The organism is Aquirufa sp. (assembly GCF_044239315.1).
In the GTDB taxonomy this organism is placed as follows: Bacteria; Bacteroidota; Bacteroidia; order Cytophagales; family Spirosomataceae; genus Aquirufa.
The window spans coordinates 88,150-104,212 of sequence record NZ_JBIIBQ010000007.1 but is presented as its reverse complement, the minus strand read 5'-3'; the positions used below and the strand labels follow the sequence as shown (position 1 = coordinate 104,212).

Sequence of the window (16,063 nt, the reverse complement as noted above, 5' to 3'; positions counted from 1 at the left end):
CCTTTTTACAAATCTTCCAAAGCATACCGTACATAGGCGAATTTCTTGCCGTCTGGACTCCAAGAGGGCACATTGATTGTACCCTGCCCACCATAAAAAGCCTCGGTTAAATCTTTCACTTTTTTCGTTTTTAAGTCGAGCAAGCGCAATTTAACTTGGCGGCCAAAAGGGTGCCCCTGCTTTTGGTCCTCCAGATACGAAATAATAGTGGCCACTTTATTATTGGGTGCGATGTGTGCAAACCAATTCGAATGCGCATCGAAAGTCATCTGCTCAGGATCAGATCCATCTGCCTTCATCCGCCAAATCTGCATCATGCCCGAACGATATGAATTGATATAAATGTATTTCCCGTCTGGAGAATATTCTGGGCCATCATCCAAACTCTCTTCCGTGGTCAAGCGAATTTCTTCACCGCCATTTGTAGGCATCGCATAAATATCAAAATTCCCATTTCTAACGGCACAATAAACCATCATTTTCATGTCAGGTGACACTCCATGCCAATACGAAGGTGTCAAAGGAGTTAGCTGAACAGGTTCTCCCCCATCCGCTGAAACTTTGTAAATGAAGGACGACCCTCCTTTAATCTCAGGCTTTCCACTAGAAATAAACAAGGTTTTCCCATCAAAACTGTACCCATGATCATTATTCGCCTTAGCGACGGAACCCGTGTTTAACTCGCCTAATTTCTCGCCTTGGGGACTGATTTTTTCGAGTTTTCCATACGCATTAATGAGTAAAAACTTTCCATCACGAGACCAGTTAGGTGCTTCAAAATGTCGCTTCTCCGTTAGGATTAAATCAGACTTACCGGAAGCTAAATCATAAATATAAAGGGAGGTGATTACCTTTTTCCCAGCAGGAATCTGCGCAGACAAGGAAAAGCTGAAGCCCAGCAAAAGGAGTGCTATTTTTTTCATGTTTCATCGGTTTAGAAACATAAGTTAGAAATAGTTTTAACATTTCATATCCTGATAAAAAGGATAATTATGTCCATTATAGTTTAGATTTGTGTCTAATCATTTTCAAAATGGAAATTACGATTCTTGGAATAGCTTGGGTGCTCTATTTTTTTATCCATAGCTTTTTAGCCTCCACGACGGCTAAAACCCTCATTCAGCGGAAATCGCCCTTCCTTTTTAGCTATTACCGACTACTTTATAACTTGATTGCTTTAGCCGGATTGATCCCCTTATTGATTCAAAGCGTGCTTTCTCCAGATGCCTATTTATTCGTCGGAAACCTCGTGGCGGGAATTAGCGTAACGGCTATCGGTCTCGTATTTTTATTCCTCGCTTTTCAGGCTTTTGACGGTGCTGAATTTCTCGGAATTAAGGCAGAAGGGAAACCAGAATTAGTCCAAACAGGGATGTACCACTACGTTCGTCATCCACTCTATTTCGCCACAATCATCTTGATTCTAGGCCTATTTTTACTTATCCCCACCCAAAAAATGGGGCTCGTTCTACTCATTTCTTACGTCTATATCCTAGTGGGCTACCGACTGGAGGAGCGAAAGTTAGTGGCGGTTTTTGGCACAACTTATACTTCCTATCAAAAACGTGTGAAGGCGCTTATCCCCTTTATTTATTAATTCTTAGAACTTTTTTTAGCTCAAATGCTGTTTTACTAAATCCTGAATATCCGCATTTAGCCGCTTGATTACATTCCATTTCGCATAAGGCCGGTAATAACAAAGGCTTATTTCCCTTTCTAGGCGACCTTCTTCTAAGGGAATAAGGCGCTTTTGTCGCGCTTCGGATAATTGAGCAGAATAGAGTTTGGGCAGAAAAGTCATGCCTTGAAAATCGTCCACTAAATTCAATAGGGTATCAAAAGTATTCGACTCAAAGCGGAGATTACTCGGTAGAAATTTATTCTTTTTCAATTCACAGAGCTGAATGATTTGATCCCGGAGACAATGCCCATCCTGTAATAAAAATAGGCGCTGCTCATTTAACTCTGTTTTTTTAATTTCCTTTCTGCCAAAGTGCCCGTACAAGACTAATTCCTCCTTATAAAGTAATTCGGTTTCCAAGTCAGAGATGGCGATGGGTGTGCTCAATATCCCCAGATCTAGCTTTCCATCCTGCAAACTTTTCATCAATTGGGAGGTAGTTTGCTCGTGAATTTCAAAAATCAAAGCCGGGTACTTTTCCATTAAAGGCTTTAAAATAATAGACATCAACGAACTCGCTATCGTAGGGATCACACCTAGTTTCAGCTTCCCTTCTATTTTACGATTGATGGATTTAGACGAATCTAAGAGCGCCTGTGCGTGGGATACCACCTGTTGGGCTTGTATCAGTATTTCCCTTCCGTTTTCCGTCGTCGCAATCGGATTCGCCTTGCGATCGAAAATCACGATATCCAGCTGTTCCTCCAGCTTTTTCACCATAGCACTGAGCGTTGCCTGTGTAACATGACAATAATCAGCTGCTTTAGAGAAGCTTTTCAATTGGTCAACCGCTAATATGTATTCTAATTGCTGTATATTCACGATTATAGATTTTATCTATGTCAAATATAGAAAATTTCAGTTTTCTCTATAAATTTTTTACCACTAATTTCATCCCACTAAAAATCAAGAATCATGAAAAAACTACTATTAATCAGTGCGATTGCAGCTTCATTTGCTGCTCAAGCACAGGATTATTCAGCTAAGCCAGCAGCGGCAGGAGCTAATCCGCATGGCGCTAACCCACATGCAGCAGCAGGCGTAAATCCACACGCTGGCATCAACCCGCACACGGGCATGAAAGCATCGGGAACTACCAACAAAGATTGGTGGCCTAGCCAATTGAACGTAGGTATGCTACGTCAAAACTCTGAGAAGTCAAACCCGATGGGACCTGACTTCAACTACATCAAAGCATTTAAGAGCCTTGACTATTTCGCATTGAAAAAAGACATCGCTGCCGTATTAACGAAATCACAAGATTGGTGGCCGGCTGACTTTGGCAATTATGGCCCACTTTTTATTCGTATGGCATGGCATAGCGCAGGTACGTATCGTTCAGGTGATGGACGTGGGGGTGCAAGAGCTGGTCAGCAACGTTTCTCTCCTTTGAACTCTTGGCCAGATAATACGAACCTAGATAAGGCGCGTCGTTTGTTATGGCCGATCAAGCAAAAGTATGGCGATAAAATTTCTTGGGCTGACTTAATGGTCTTGACAGGAAACGTATCCCTAGAGCAAATGGGCTTTAAGACCTTTGGTTTTGCGGGTGGCCGTACGGACGTTTGGGAACCAGAAGAAAACGTGTATTGGGGATCAGAGAAGAAATGGTTAGACGATAAGAATCGCTATTCAGGAGATCGCAAATTAGAGTCTCCCTTAGCTGCGGTTCAAATGGGCTTAATTTATGTAAATCCAGAAGGACCCAATGGCGTTCCAGATCCAATAGCTTCGGCAAAAGATATCCGTGAGACGTTTGGTCGCATGGCGATGAACGATGAGGAAACGGTTGCGTTGATCGCGGGTGGTCACACCTTTGGTAAAACACACGGTGCAGGACCTGCAACAAACGTAGGTGCAGACCCAGAAGCAGCAGGCATTGAAAAGCAAGGAATGGGCTGGGAAAGCACGTACAAATCAGGTAAAGGAAAAGATGCGATCACGTCGGGTTTAGAGGTGACTTGGACATCGACACCTACGCAATGGGGTATCGGATACCTACACTTATTATTCAACAACGAGTGGACGTTAGAGAAAAGCCCAGCGGGTGCTAATCAGTGGATCGCGAAGAATAGCGCGAACATCATCCCGGATGCGTTTGACAAAAACGTTTTCCACAAGCCTACGATGTTGACAACGGATATCGCTTTACGCGCTGATCCAGTTTACGAGAAAATCTCACGTAGTTTCTTAGATAATCCAGAATTGTATGCGAAGGCTTTTGCGAAAGCTTGGTTCAAATTAACGCACCGCGACATGGGTCCTAGCTCAACGTATTTAGGGCCAGAGGTTCCGAAGGAGCAATTGCTTTGGCAAGATCCAATTCCTGCGGTGAATCACGAAGTAGTGAACGCGCAAGACGTGGCGGCTTTGAAAACGACCATTTTAAACTCTGGTTTATCGATCAGCGAATTAGTTTCGACGGCTTGGGCTTCGGCTTCAACCTACCGTCACTCAGATCGCCGTGGTGGTGCAAATGGAGCGCGTATTCGCTTGATGCCACAACGTAATTGGGAAGTAAACAATCCGAAGCAATTAGAGAAAGTGTTAGCTGTTTATGAAAAAATTCAGAAAGATTTTAATGCCAAATCTGGTAAGAAAAAGATCTCTATCGCAGACTTAATCGTCTTAGGTGGTTCAGCAGCGGTAGAAAAAGCAGCAGCGAATGCAGGTGTGAAAACAACCGTTCCATTCACGCCAGGACGTATGGATGCTTCACAAGAGCAAACAGATATCGCTTCCGTTAGCTTATTAGAGCCGATGGGCGATGGTTTCCGTAACTATACGAAAACACGTTACACACTTTCGACAGAAGAAATCTTCGTAGACAAAGCACAATTATTAACCTTGACTGCGCCAGAAATGACGGTGTTAACAGGTGGTATGCGTGTGTTGAACACGAATTATAACGGTTCGAAACACGGCGTGTTTACAACGAAAAAAGACGCGTTAACAAACGACTTCTTTGTGAACTTGTTGGAGATGGGAACTACCTGGAAGCCAACAGACGAAGCAAAAGAAGAATACGTAGGTAAAAACGAAAAAGGAGCCGTGGTTGCGACTGCAACGCGTGCCGACTTGATTTTCGGATCGAACTCAGAGCTACGTGCGCTTGCTGAAGTCTATGCAACGAAGGATTCACAAACTAAATTTGTGAAGGATTTCGTAGCGGCTTGGATGAAGGTGATGAACTTAGATCGTTTCGACGTGACTTTTAAATAGTCTTTTTAGGTTGAGTTTAAAGCCAGCTGCTCGAAAGGGTGGCTGGCTTTATTTTTGGGCTTTTAACTTATCGTATTCGCTTTGCTCCAATGATTCACCAAAAGTATGGTAGGCCCCCAGGTATTGAATCGTCAACCCTAAACCCCAGCCTAGCATCGGCCAAATAGGCCACGGAATATAATACTTTTTGGCTTCAACTGGCATTGTCAAATACCAGATAACCCATAGAAAAGAAATAACAAGTGAATAAGAGCCTAGGCTCCGCTTGAATTTGGCACGCCTACGGGCAAGCTTCCATAATTGTTGGTCTGTGCTTTCCATGATATTTCGTTTTTCGGTTTCATCATCCGGAGCATACAATAAAGTCAAATTCACACCTAAGGCATCCCCGATCGCATTCATCGAATACAAGCTCGGTTTCCCTTCGTTGCGCTCCATGCGTTGAACGGTTCTTAGAGCGATACCGCTCTTGTCAGAAAGCTCGTTTTGGGTTAATCCTTTCGAGGTACGGATTTCCTTTAATTGTTCTCCAAAATTCATGGGGCAAAATTGGGGTTAAAAAGCGGGGCAACAAACGCCTTTCTTATGACTTCTTTGCGTCATCTTTTAAAATTCTCAATAACTCTGTGCGAACCATCGCAACTCGGCTTGCGCTTTGTTAAACCACAAATACAATCGGTAATACCGATGCCTTTTAGGATGTACTTTTCATTTTTCTCGATGCGCGTTATTCGAGTTGCGGATTGCTTCCCGTCGGTGAAAAAGCGGAGGTAGGCTCTTTGACGACCGCGGGTTAATTTTTCAAATGCCGCTTTCATCGCTGGTTTCGCGGCGAAAATAGTGACTAATTCTTCCGGATAGGGGATTTCAGACGGCTTCTCCATTTTCAAACCCAGTTTCTCTACTTCAATTGCCTCTAAAATGTAGGCCTTAATGAGGTCCTCATTTTGCTGGATCTGCTCCACCGAATTAAACTTCATCCAGCGTCCTAATTGCGTATGCTCGCCGGGCTTAATTAATAAACCCTCCTCGTCTTGAAGCAATGCTCCATTAAAAAAATTCAAGGCGCAATGCTCTTTTAAACTAGAGATGGCAAGGAGGTTTTTCTTGCCCACCATATACACCGGTGTTCTCCATTTATAGGTTTCGACCATCAAACAGTCCAGTAAGAGGAAGCGTAAATACGCCATCTCCGCTTGCCACTTGTCGGCACTTTGTATGAATTCGTCTACATTAGGGTCTTTCATCTGATTAGAAATAGGTTCGAATGTGCTTTCCTATACAAAGAAAGAAAAAACCTATGAAATCACGTGTGCTTATTGCCTTGCTTTTTGCCTCTAGTTCTTTACTAGCCCAAACGCAACCCGTTATTGTCGCTATGAAAACGCCCACTTTACGGGTAGGAAAATTGTCCTTTAAAGATTTAAACAAGAATAATAAACTTGATAAATACGAAGACTGGCGCCTACCAGTGGCGGAACGAGCAAAGGACTTGGTATCCCAAATGACTTTGGAAGAAAAAGTAGGCTTCATGTTGATCAGCACGACCCGTATGGGAGGTGATCAAGTTTTCAATAATGGGGTTCAGGGTAGTGCTGGACCTCGACCGAAAATCACGGAAGGTTTTAACGAAGAGGATCAAGTCCAAAATACCAATATGTTCACCCGCAAACCATTAGCATCACCTAATATGGGAGCTGCAGGTACGACAAAAGGGGTAACGCAATTTCACCTTCGCCATTTCATTTTACGGGCGAATGCTGAGCCGGCGATTTTAGCCAAATGGTCAAATAACCTACAAGAACTTTGTGAAAGTACTCGCCTAGGCATCCCCGCGATTGTGGCTTCAAACCCACGAAATCACGTGACTACGGACGCCTCAGTGGGATTAAGCGTAGGCGTAACGTCCTTCTCGAAATGGCCGGGTGAATTAGGTTTAGCAGCCATGCGCGACTTTACGTTAACGCGCAAATTTGCAGAAACAGCCGCGACCGAATGGCGTGCGGTAGGTCTACGAAAAGGCTACATGTACATGGCTGATTTAGCGACAGAGCCTCGTTGGGGTCGTGTAGAGGGGACTTTTGGCGAAGATGCTGATTTAGCTTCGAATATGATTACCCAAATCGTTTTAGGATTCCAAGGAACAAAACTATCGCCTTCGTCCGTGGCGATGACCACCAAACACTTTCCAGGCGGCGGGCCACAAGAAGGTGGACAAGATTCTCACTTCGATTGGGGAAAATTTGCGCACTATCCAGGTGGTATGTTTGACTTTCACGTGAAGCCATTTAAGGCGGCAATCGCGGCAGGAACTTCGGCAATTATGCCCTACTATTCAGCACCGAAAGGCAAGGAATTCGAAGAGGTAGGTTTCTCGTTCAACAAGGCCATGATCGGTGATTTGTTGCAAGGCAAATTAGGGTTCAAAGGAATCATTAATTCAGACACTGGCCCTATTGAGATGATGCCTTGGGGTGTGGAAAACATGACTATTGCGGAGCGCTACCAAAAAGCATTGAATGCTGGTGTTGATATCTTCTCTGGCTCAGCTGACCCGACGTCATTAATCGAAGTGGCAAAAAAAGGAATGGTTTCAGAGGAGCGTATTAATCAATCAGTAACGAAATTACTAAAAGAGAAATTCGAGTTAGGTCTATTCGAGAATCCATATGTGAATGTTGAGGAAGCGGTGAAAATCGTAGGTAATAAAGAGGCGGTGGATGCAGCTAATTTAGCCCTTCGCAAATCTATAGTGCTAGTGCGTAACGACGAAAAACGTTTGCCTATTGCAAAGAAGACTAAGGTCTATTTTGAAACCTATTTCAACTCGGGTCGCAACGCGGCAGAGGCGATCAAGGTCTCAAAACCAAACTATCCAGGCTTAGAGTTCGTATCCACGAAAGAAGAAGCAGATGTGGTTTTATTGTGGTTAATTCCTTCAGCTGGTGGCTTATTTAGCTCTCAAGGAGCGAAAATTGATTTGAATTTGTCCGCTAATCGCATCGACGTCGCGCATGTGAATGAACTATTGAACGCGAAACCAACCATCGTAGCCATCAACTATACCAATCCATGGGTGATTGCGGAAATCGATAAAGGGAAAGCTTCTTCCATTATTGCGACATTTGGAACCACGCAAGAAGCACTTTTAGATATCGTAACGGGAGCTTATAATCCGTCTGGCAAAATGCCATTTACGACTCCATTGAATCAAGCGGTGGTGGATGCAAATAAATCAGATGTTCCGGGATATATGGAAGGTCCGGGGTATGGATTGTTTGCGTTTGGACATGGTTTGAGTTATTAATAATTATCAATAAGCTGTTTTGTTTGTTTTGGTTAACTAGGTAATTTAGAAAGCATTAAGCATCCACTTAAAATGGATGCTTAATTTTCTTACCTTTGTACAACCAATAAAAGATGAAAGATGAAATACAATATATCCTTTCAGGAAAGAGCCAAGTTAAGCATTGCCATCTTATCCAAACAACCTGCAGTTTCCTTAAAAGAAGCAAAGGAACAGGCTCAATGGCTCAAGAGTACAAGCAAAACAAACAACAAGAAAGAGAGAGTTTAATTCAATTTGCTAACCAAGAGAACTTGTGGTTGGGTAATATCAATGTTGAAAATTACGTTTCGCAAGGTGCTGAGCAAAAAGTCTATTTAAAAGATGGAACCTCGGTTTTAAAATTGAATGATGCTATCTATTATGCTTCTTGGGTAGACTACTTGCACAATCTTTTACTCAATAATTTATTCTTCCCAGATACAGCTTATCAATTATTAGGTTTCTTCAAAGAACTAGATATAATTTATGCGGTCGTAGAGCAACCATTTATTAAAGCAACCCAAAAAACTGATTTAAGCCTTGTTAAATTATTTTTGGAAAATAATGGTTTCCGAAATACAAAAAACCACGATTACTATAATGTAGATCTTGGTTTAATTCTGGAAGATCTTCATGACGAAAATGTCCTTACACAAAATGGAATGCTGTATTTTATAGATACCGTTTTTTATATTGCACTAAAGAAAAAATAATTTCCCCCTAAATGAACCCACACTTCCCTGCCTTCAAACGAATCATCACAAACCCTGTACTATTTAAGTTTTTTGTATTCCAAAAACTGTCATCCGCCTTTTGGGCCGGATTATCGATAGCGCACTTCGATGAAAAATCATGCGGAGTTCGTGTGAAGCTTTCTTGGTTTAATCAGAATCCGTTTCGCTCGATGTATTTTGCCGTAGAGGCGATGGCTGCGGAAATGAGTTGTGGGATGTTGGCTTTTGGGCAAGTTTATAAGCGCCAACCGGCAGTGAGTATGCTCGTCGAAAAGCTAGAAGCGAAATTTATTAAAAAGGCGACTGGGGTAATTATTTTTACTTGCGAAGATGGCGAGGCGTTGCGCGATACGGTGAATGAAGCTTTAGCTAATCCAGCTGGTTCAAAATTACAGGTCACTTCGATAGGCCGAAATCAGGCAGGTGAAATCGTCGCTGAATTTGTCTTTACCTGGACCTTTAAGGCGAAGAACTTATAGCGTGTATTTGATACTCACGGTACCGATTACTTGCCCATCTGTGAGGGTGATATTGCCAAAGGCTTTGGCCTGAAAATGCTTGTCAATATCATATGAAATTGTCTCCGCCAAACCCGTCAAATCTCCTACCGTCAGATAATATCCCTGCGTTAAAAAATTCCATTTTTTATGATGGTAATTCGTATTTCCAGATACGAGAGTCACTTTAAAATCGGTATTTCGGGCATTCCCGTTCAAAATAAAGGATCCAACATTCCATTTCGAGCTTACAGGATAACTTAGGGTTAATTCACGACCAAAGAAACTCGTCACTTTATACTCTTCCGTCATCTGAAATGCGGGAATATGAATACCGGCAGTAGCCTTAAATTTCTTATCAATAAAACGGTAACGCGTAAATAGGGCCACCGTCGTAGGCGTCATGCTTTGCATACGCATCATGTACATCATCGCACCTGTTAATCTTCTTTTCGGATTTGTGCTCGCGTTGATGATGATATTGGGCTCTTTCGAGGTGAATGCAGGAATGAATGAGAAGCCTCCGGTACTCATTTCGATACTACCAGTCTGAGCGTTGATTGTGAACGCGGCTAAAAAAAAGCATAAGGCCAACAATTGTTTCATTCTGATACATTAAGTTTTAAAACGGTGCAAAGGTACGCTTTTTCTTTCTGAAAACATCCTATGGGTTTTATCGGTTAGTATTTTATGGCCAAAAACCCTATCAACATCGTCTGGTTCAAACGTGATCTTCGGTTCACGGATCACGAGCCCTTGTACAGGGCTTTGGATTCTGATATACCGGTGTTGTTAGTTTACTTTTTTGAGCCATCCCTGATTGCTTTTCCAGACAGCGATGTACGGCACTGGCGGTTTATAAACGAGTCTTTAAAAGAAATGCAGGGTAGACTGGAGGACCGAAATGGGACCCTATACCTTTTTCATTCGGAAGTTTTGCCGGTGTTTCAAGCTCTCACTTCTGCTTACGATATCAAGACGATTTATTCTCACGAGGAGATTGGAAATGGACTGAGCTTTCAGCGCGATAAGGACGTCGCCGATTTTTGTCACAGTGCCGGAATTGTCTGGAAAGAAACTCCCACGAATGGGGTTATTCGCCGCTTGAAATCACGTAAAACATGGCAGCAACGTTGGGAGGCGACGATGCGCAGCGAACCCTTTTTTCAACGAGAGGATGATTGGAATTTGCTGACTTTGCCTGCTGATTTTTATGCCAATCACAAGGGTCCTGAATTGCCATCCTCTTTTCTAACACGCAATCCCACTTTCCAAGAGGGAGGCGAATATTGGGGCTGGAAATACCTTAAAAGCTTCATCGAAACCCGGCATGTGGGTTATAGTTCATTAATCAGTAAACCAGAGGCGAGTCGAAAAGCCTGCAGTCGGATTTCTCCCTATTTGGCCTACGGAAATATCAGCATGCGGATGGCGCACACCTTTACGATGCAGCATTATAAAACGGCTAGAAACAAGCGTTCGCTACAAAATTTCGTGTCGAGACTGCACTGGCAAAGTCACTTTATACAGAAGTTTGAAGATGAATCTCGCATGGAGTTTGAGCCAGTAAATAAGGCCTATCAAGCGCTAGAGAAAGACCGCGATGAACAATTAATTCAGGCTTGGGAAACCGGTCATACCGGAGTTCCACTCGTAGATGCTTGCATGCGTTGTGTGGTCGCGACGGGTTATTTAAACTTCCGGATGCGCGCGATGGTGGTGTCGTTTTTTATCTTTAATCTGTGGCAAGATTGGCGAGATTTAGCCCACTTTTTAGCACGGCAATTTCTCGACTATGAACCCGGCATTCATTATCCACAAATTCAGATGCAAGCCGGTGTGACGGGCATAAATACCATCCGCATTTATAACCCGGTGAAGAATTCCTATGCACATGACCCGGATGGTGTTTTCATCAAAAAATGGGTGCCAGAATTAGCCGCAGTTCCTGCCACCTTGATCCATGAACCATGGAAATTGAGCGACATGGAACAGACTTTGTATGGGGTTAAAATAGGCGTGGATTATCCATCGCCAGTGGTAGATTTAAGTGCGACTAGAAAATCGGCATCCGACCAAGTATGGGGATTACGAAAGACAAAAAAAGCCCGACAAGAAGGCGCGCGAATCTTAGCTAAACATGTAAATAAATGAGCGCCTTTTTAATTTTTCCGCATCAACTTTTCGAAGAGACTTTGGCCCAAGAGGCCGATGTGTTTTACCTCGTCGAATCCGATTTATTCTTTAAACAATATGCCTTTCACAAGCAGAAACTGATTTTCCACCGAGCAAGCATGCGCGCTTTTGCGGATCGACTTCGTGAGGCGGGAAAAGTCGTAAAGTATATAGATTCCCAAGATTCCCGTTCTTCAGAAGTGTCTCTCGGCGAGTACATAAAAGGTGATATTACCTTGTTCGATCCGAATGATTATTTGCTAGAGAGACGCTTACGTAGGTCGGGCAGCGTTCGTCTTTTACCTAGCCCTAATTTCCTAAATACGGACACCGGCTTGTTAGGAAATCGCAAGCCCTATTACCAAACTGCCTTCTATACACAGCAGCGCAAAGACCGTGGCATCTTGCTAGAAGAAGACGGCAAACCGGCGGGAGGCCAGTGGACCTACGACTCCGAAAACAGAAAGAAAATTCCGAAGAATACGGTCATCCCGACTCCTTTCACTGAGGCCGTTCCGAACGCATACATTAACGAGGCCGTGAGCTATGTTTCACAGCATTTCCCAGATAACCCCGGATCGAGTGACATGCCCTTTTCAGGCGCTTATTATCCCGTGACACATGCGGAAGCGCAAGCAGCCTTAGAGTTGTTTTTAAGAGAACGGATGCATTTGTTTGGCGATTATGAAGATGCTATCAAGGCACAAGAAAAGACTTTGTTTCATAGCATTTTAAGTCCGCTGATTAATGTGGGATTGCTTAATCCTGCTGATGTTGTGGCACGTGTAGCCGAATGCGATGGCCCATTAAACAGCGTGGAGGGCTTTATTCGCCAAATCATCGGCTGGCGCGAGTTTGTCCAATTGCTGTACCGCAAAATAAGTGTGCAACAGCGCACTACTAATTACTGGGGATTCACGAACGAAATGCCGTCTGCCTTTTATGACGGAACCACGGGATTAGAACCGATTGATCAGACAATTCGCAAGCTCTTGAAAACGGGTTATAATCACCACATCGAACGCCTCATGGTATTGGGGAATTTCATGTTATTATGCGAGATAAAACCAGATGCGGTCTATCGCTGGTTCATGGAAATGTACATCGACGCCTACGATTGGGTGATGGTTCCGAATGTCTATGGCATGTCGCAATTTAGCGATGGCGGATTGATGACGACGAAACCCTATATCTGCGGATCGAACTATATCTTGAAAATGAGTGACTATCCGAAAGGCGAATGGCAGGAGATTTGGGATGGTTTGTTTTGGCGATTCTTAGATAAACAGCGGGAGACATTCCGCAAAAATCCGCGTTGGGCGATGCTGATCAGTACCTGGGACAAGATGCCTTTGGAAAAAAAGGAAACGCATTTAAAAAATGCTGAAACCTTTCTAGCTCAGCTTTTTGCTTAATTTATTCCAAAAAGAAAAGAAGCTGTTGAACTCCCCTAAAAGTCCGGGAGCGAGCGTAGGATGTGCCTCACGCACCCCTTGAAAATGCGTATTAATCGGGTGGTCACGGAAAATTCCACGCACGTGTAAATCAGAATATTCACCGTAATAAATCTGAATTCCTGGTATGTTTTCAGCGAGTGAAAGGATAAACTCCATCGTCCGCGGAGACATCGGATGTTTCGCAAAATGACTCGGTTCTAAGACTAAAATTCGGTTGCCTTCTTCGCCTTCATGGAAAGTAGGATCGAGGGTATAATGAGTATACACAAAAGTGGGAATATCTTCCTGAAGCTCGAGTGCTTTCGTCACGGGAGGAGTGAAAACAAGGTCCGCTTTCGCTGATTTTCTCAATTCCTCTGGCACCTTAAGCAGGGGCAGTTCCTCGTAGGTACAATCTAAAAAAGTGCCTTGTTGCCTGCTGCCCGTGTATTTATTGATATTTTCTTGGTTCACATAATATAGCTTATTGCTAAAAGTACCAGCGCACCATTGCCAGCTCAAGGCATTACTCGCTAAATCCCCGTCCAATAAATGGTAATACAACCAAGCCGCAGGTTCAGACCAATGGTATTTTCCCACGTTGCAGGTGATGGCCGCGAGGTACATACGTAGGTGATTATGTAGATAACCGCGCTGTGGAAACGTAGCTAAAAAGGTATCCAACGACCGAATCCCAGTCTCTGCCGCTACTACTGCAGCCGGAATTCCGTTGTTCAGCACTCCTTCTTGTGGATGGCGAATGTCTGCAAAAATCCCATCGCCTTTTTGAAACCAAGTTCGGGTATAAAACTCACGCCACGCTAACTCTTGAATGAATTTTTCAGCCTGTTCCATGCCTATGCCGCGCTCTTTTAATCGAGCTACGACTTGTGGTAATGTGATAAATCCGCGCGACAAATAGGGAGAAAGGTAGGAAACGCCACCGTTCAGAAAATTTCGAGAGCGAGCATAATGAGCGGGATCGAATGAATCAATCCGGGCATAAACGGCTTCAAGTGTCGTCGGAAATTCCACTAGCGTTTGCTGATTTTATTCAGGCTGATGCTACGCTGCAAGGTGCATTTAAAGCGGGGATCTACGGCGACGCGTTTTTGCAAATGTTTCGTTCCGCGACCCGCCATACGCTTGCGCCACATGCGGAAGCTGGACTCCTTACTATTCAATCGCATGAATTCGATGACCTCTTTTTCTTTCAGCCCAAACTGAAATTCAATCGCCTCAAAAGGTGTGCGATCTTCCCACGCCATTTGGATGATCCGGTCGATGTCCTCGTCGGTAAACTTATTTGCTACGTCTGCACTTTTCACCACAGTAGATGATTTGATCCCAATTCTTCTCCCATTTCTTGCGCCAGGCGAAGGGGCGGTTGCATACGGGACAGGTTTTGGAAGGTAAATGTTGTTTTTTAACGCCTTGCATAAAAAAAGGGCTTGCCTACAAAGACAAACCCTTTTCATCTAAAAATGTTTCGACTAGAACAACTTCTCTGCTGGTGGAGTCGCGCCTGCCATACGAATGTAAACCGTAGTTTGACCGCGGTGGTGTGTTTGGTGCTCGAAAGCCTTATCAATCACTTGGCCACGCGTTACGTCGAAGCGATTGAATAATTTAATCATCTCTGCCCATTTCGCATCTGGGTAATTTTTGATGGCATTGATAGCAAAATCATAAGAAGCTAGTACTTTCTCCGTTACGCTCGCTTTCGCCACATCGTTCGATTTTTCCAAATCTTTTGCCGTAGGCGCAACTTTAGTAGCCGTTCCTACAATACCATAATTGGCATCAGCGATGTGAAGCATTTGGCCTGCAAAAGAACGCATTTCTTTGGTCGGTTTTAACGCATATCCTGATTCTGGCATCGCATCTAAATATTCTTTCGTGTAAGCACGAGCGCGCTCCCAGTCTTTTAGAATATTCTCTTTAGGCGTTTGTGCTGTTAAGCTAGTGGCCATCGCTAAAACGGCGAAAAAGGTAAATAGTTTTTTCAAGTTGTTATAATTTATAGGGGTTGTTTACTCGTTTATTGACTGTTTTTACCAAATTACTTTTGAATGCACTTTTGGGAATAATTTTATCGTTTCCCCGAAGCTCGTTCACCGTTTGCTTCCCCAGCATACCGCCCGATTTAGCAGGTTTACTATTTTTCATCTTTACGCGTTAATCTCGCCCCGCAAATATAATACGCTTTCACCGGCTATTTCCACTCGATCGCCTTTCAAAGTACAGGTCAATGAACCGGTTCTTTGTGATAATTGAAGAGCGGACAAAGTGGTTTTTCCTAAAACCGAAGACCAATAAGGGGTCAAAGTCGTATGGGCAGAACCCGTCACCGAATCCTCATTTACCCCACATGCTGGACCAAAAAATCGAGAAACAAAATCTACCTTTTCCCCCGGAGCCGTCACAATAATCCCGCGAACCGGATGAATTTTCAAGGCTTCGAAATCGGGTTGGAGTTCACGAATATCCGCCTCCGCATCATAGACGAACAGGTAATCCGTTTTGCCTTTGTAAACGGCGCGAGGGGCTTTAGAAAGTCCAGTACTATGAATGGGATCAACATCGATTTGCGAGATCGTATCACAAGGGAAATCGAGCCCGAATTCGTCCCCTCTTTTTGTCACCGTTAAGAGGCCACTTCTAGGTGAATGAAAATGGACGAAATCTCCCGAGTAACCGAGTTCGTGAAACACCACATGTGCGCTCGCTAAGGTAGCATGGCCACATAAATCGACTTCCACGGTAGGGGTAAACCAGCGAATTTCGTAACCCTCATTAGCGGGAACTATGAAAGCAGTTTCGGCCAAATTATTCTCCTGAGCAATGTTTTGCATCAGTTCATCCGGCAGCCATTCATTTAATGGACAAACGGCCGCAGGGTTACCTTTGAATAATTGATTACTAAAGGCGTCGACTTGGTAAATAGGGATTTGCATTTGCGCGAAAATTATAAAATTGAAAAATACAAA

General features: G+C 43.7%; 18 protein-coding genes. 7 read left to right on the top strand and 11 right to left on the bottom strand.

From position 1 onward, the window contains the following. Nucleotides 1-5: 5 nt before the first annotated feature. Complete coding sequence (locus ACILP5_RS04155; RefSeq protein ID WP_395617400.1) at nucleotides 6-923, bottom strand: TolB family protein; 918 nt, start codon at nucleotides 921-923, stop codon at nucleotides 6-8. A gap of 110 nt (nucleotides 924-1,033) precedes the next feature. Here ACILP5_RS04155 and ACILP5_RS04150 point away from each other — a divergent pair, with 110 nt between their 5' ends. Next, on the top strand, nucleotides 1,034-1,597 hold the full coding sequence (locus tag ACILP5_RS04150) for a methyltransferase family protein (RefSeq protein ID WP_395617399.1): 564 nt from the start codon (nucleotides 1,034-1,036) through the stop codon (nucleotides 1,595-1,597). Nucleotides 1,598-1,612: 15 nt separating this feature from the next. Here the strand turns inward: ACILP5_RS04150 and ACILP5_RS04145 are convergent, their stop codons facing one another. Continuing rightward, entirely contained in the window at nucleotides 1,613-2,503 is an 891-nt protein-coding gene (locus tag ACILP5_RS04145) for a LysR substrate-binding domain-containing protein (RefSeq protein ID WP_395617398.1), read from the bottom strand. Nucleotides 2,504-2,758: 255 nt separating this feature from the next. On the opposite strand from ACILP5_RS04145, the gene katG reads away from it, so the two are divergent. Further along, nucleotides 2,759-4,903, top strand: coding sequence for a catalase/peroxidase HPI (katG, locus tag ACILP5_RS04140; RefSeq protein WP_395617413.1), 2,145 nt, complete (start codon nucleotides 2,759-2,761; stop codon nucleotides 4,901-4,903). A gap of 48 nt (nucleotides 4,904-4,951) precedes the next feature. Here katG and ACILP5_RS04135 read toward each other — a convergent pair whose 3' ends face one another. Together ACILP5_RS04135 and ACILP5_RS04130 are read right to left on the bottom strand one after the other, a co-directional pair. After that, the gene (locus tag ACILP5_RS04135) at nucleotides 4,952-5,443 is read right to left on the bottom strand and encodes a 2TM domain-containing protein (protein ID WP_395617397.1); all 492 of its coding nucleotides are present in this window, start codon (nucleotides 5,441-5,443) and stop codon (nucleotides 4,952-4,954) included. 59 nt (nucleotides 5,444-5,502) lie between these two features. Beyond that, nucleotides 5,503-6,150: a DUF1801 domain-containing protein gene (locus ACILP5_RS04130; protein ID WP_395617396.1), complete on the bottom strand. Its 648-nt coding sequence runs from the start codon at nucleotides 6,148-6,150 to the stop codon at nucleotides 5,503-5,505. A 53-nt stretch (nucleotides 6,151-6,203) separates the two neighbouring features. Here ACILP5_RS04130 and ACILP5_RS04125 point away from each other — a divergent pair, with 53 nt between their 5' ends. The 3 genes from ACILP5_RS04125 to ACILP5_RS04115 all read left to right on the top strand — a co-directional run bounded on the left by ACILP5_RS04125 (nucleotide 6,204) and on the right by ACILP5_RS04115 (nucleotide 9,444). Beyond that, nucleotides 6,204-8,210: a glycoside hydrolase family 3 protein gene (locus tag ACILP5_RS04125; RefSeq protein WP_395617395.1), complete on the top strand. Its 2,007-nt coding sequence runs from the start codon at nucleotides 6,204-6,206 to the stop codon at nucleotides 8,208-8,210. Between the two features lie 113 nt (nucleotides 8,211-8,323). Continuing rightward, nucleotides 8,324-8,944, top strand: coding sequence for a hypothetical protein (locus tag ACILP5_RS04120; protein WP_395617394.1), 621 nt, complete (start codon nucleotides 8,324-8,326; stop codon nucleotides 8,942-8,944). 11 nt (nucleotides 8,945-8,955) lie between these two features. Next, entirely contained in the window at nucleotides 8,956-9,444 is a 489-nt protein-coding gene (locus ACILP5_RS04115) for a DUF4442 domain-containing protein (RefSeq protein WP_395617393.1), read from the top strand. Here the strand turns inward: ACILP5_RS04115 and ACILP5_RS04110 are convergent. Then, nucleotides 9,439-10,068, bottom strand: a complete 630-nt coding sequence (locus tag ACILP5_RS04110) for a hypothetical protein (protein ID WP_395617392.1) — start codon at nucleotides 10,066-10,068, stop codon at nucleotides 9,439-9,441. The two genes, ACILP5_RS04115 and ACILP5_RS04110, sit on opposite strands and share 6 nt — an antisense overlap. 84 nt (nucleotides 10,069-10,152) lie before the next feature. Between ACILP5_RS04110 and ACILP5_RS04105 the strand changes: the two genes are divergently transcribed. Continuing rightward, the gene (locus ACILP5_RS04105) at nucleotides 10,153-11,616 is read left to right on the top strand and encodes a deoxyribodipyrimidine photo-lyase/cryptochrome family protein (protein ID WP_395617391.1); all 1,464 of its coding nucleotides are present in this window, start codon (nucleotides 10,153-10,155) and stop codon (nucleotides 11,614-11,616) included. Beyond that, complete coding sequence (locus ACILP5_RS04100; protein ID WP_395617390.1) at nucleotides 11,613-13,052, top strand: cryptochrome/photolyase family protein; 1,440 nt, start codon at nucleotides 11,613-11,615, stop codon at nucleotides 13,050-13,052. Before ACILP5_RS04105 ends, ACILP5_RS04100 begins: the two co-directional genes overlap by 4 nt. On the opposite strand, the gene ACILP5_RS04095 is transcribed toward ACILP5_RS04100, so the two are convergent. From ACILP5_RS04095 to ACILP5_RS04070, 6 genes are read right to left on the bottom strand one after another with little or no spacing between them, the layout of a single operon-like run. After that, nucleotides 13,032-14,108 (bottom strand): FAD-binding domain-containing protein, encoded by a 1,077-nt coding sequence (locus tag ACILP5_RS04095; RefSeq protein WP_395617389.1) that lies wholly within the window; start codon nucleotides 14,106-14,108, stop codon nucleotides 13,032-13,034. The genes ACILP5_RS04100 and ACILP5_RS04095 overlap by 21 nt on opposite strands. Then, complete coding sequence (locus tag ACILP5_RS04090; protein WP_395617412.1) at nucleotides 14,108-14,419, bottom strand: TIGR03643 family protein; 312 nt, start codon at nucleotides 14,417-14,419, stop codon at nucleotides 14,108-14,110. The genes ACILP5_RS04095 and ACILP5_RS04090 overlap by 1 nt, the downstream gene beginning before the upstream one ends. Continuing rightward, nucleotides 14,376-14,513, bottom strand: coding sequence for a DUF2256 domain-containing protein (locus ACILP5_RS04085; protein WP_252624661.1), 138 nt, complete (start codon nucleotides 14,511-14,513; stop codon nucleotides 14,376-14,378). The genes ACILP5_RS04090 and ACILP5_RS04085 overlap by 44 nt, the downstream gene beginning before the upstream one ends. Nucleotides 14,514-14,566: 53 nt before the next feature. After that, entirely contained in the window at nucleotides 14,567-15,082 is a 516-nt protein-coding gene (locus ACILP5_RS04080; protein ID WP_395617388.1) for a DinB family protein, read from the bottom strand. Between the two features lie 4 nt (nucleotides 15,083-15,086). After that, complete coding sequence (locus tag ACILP5_RS04075; RefSeq protein ID WP_395617387.1) at nucleotides 15,087-15,242, bottom strand: hypothetical protein; 156 nt, start codon at nucleotides 15,240-15,242, stop codon at nucleotides 15,087-15,089. A gap of 2 nt (nucleotides 15,243-15,244) precedes the next feature. Continuing rightward, on the bottom strand, nucleotides 15,245-16,030 hold the full coding sequence (locus ACILP5_RS04070; protein WP_395617386.1) for a PhzF family phenazine biosynthesis protein: 786 nt from the start codon (nucleotides 16,028-16,030) through the stop codon (nucleotides 15,245-15,247). Between the last annotated feature and the right edge of the window lie 33 nt (nucleotides 16,031-16,063).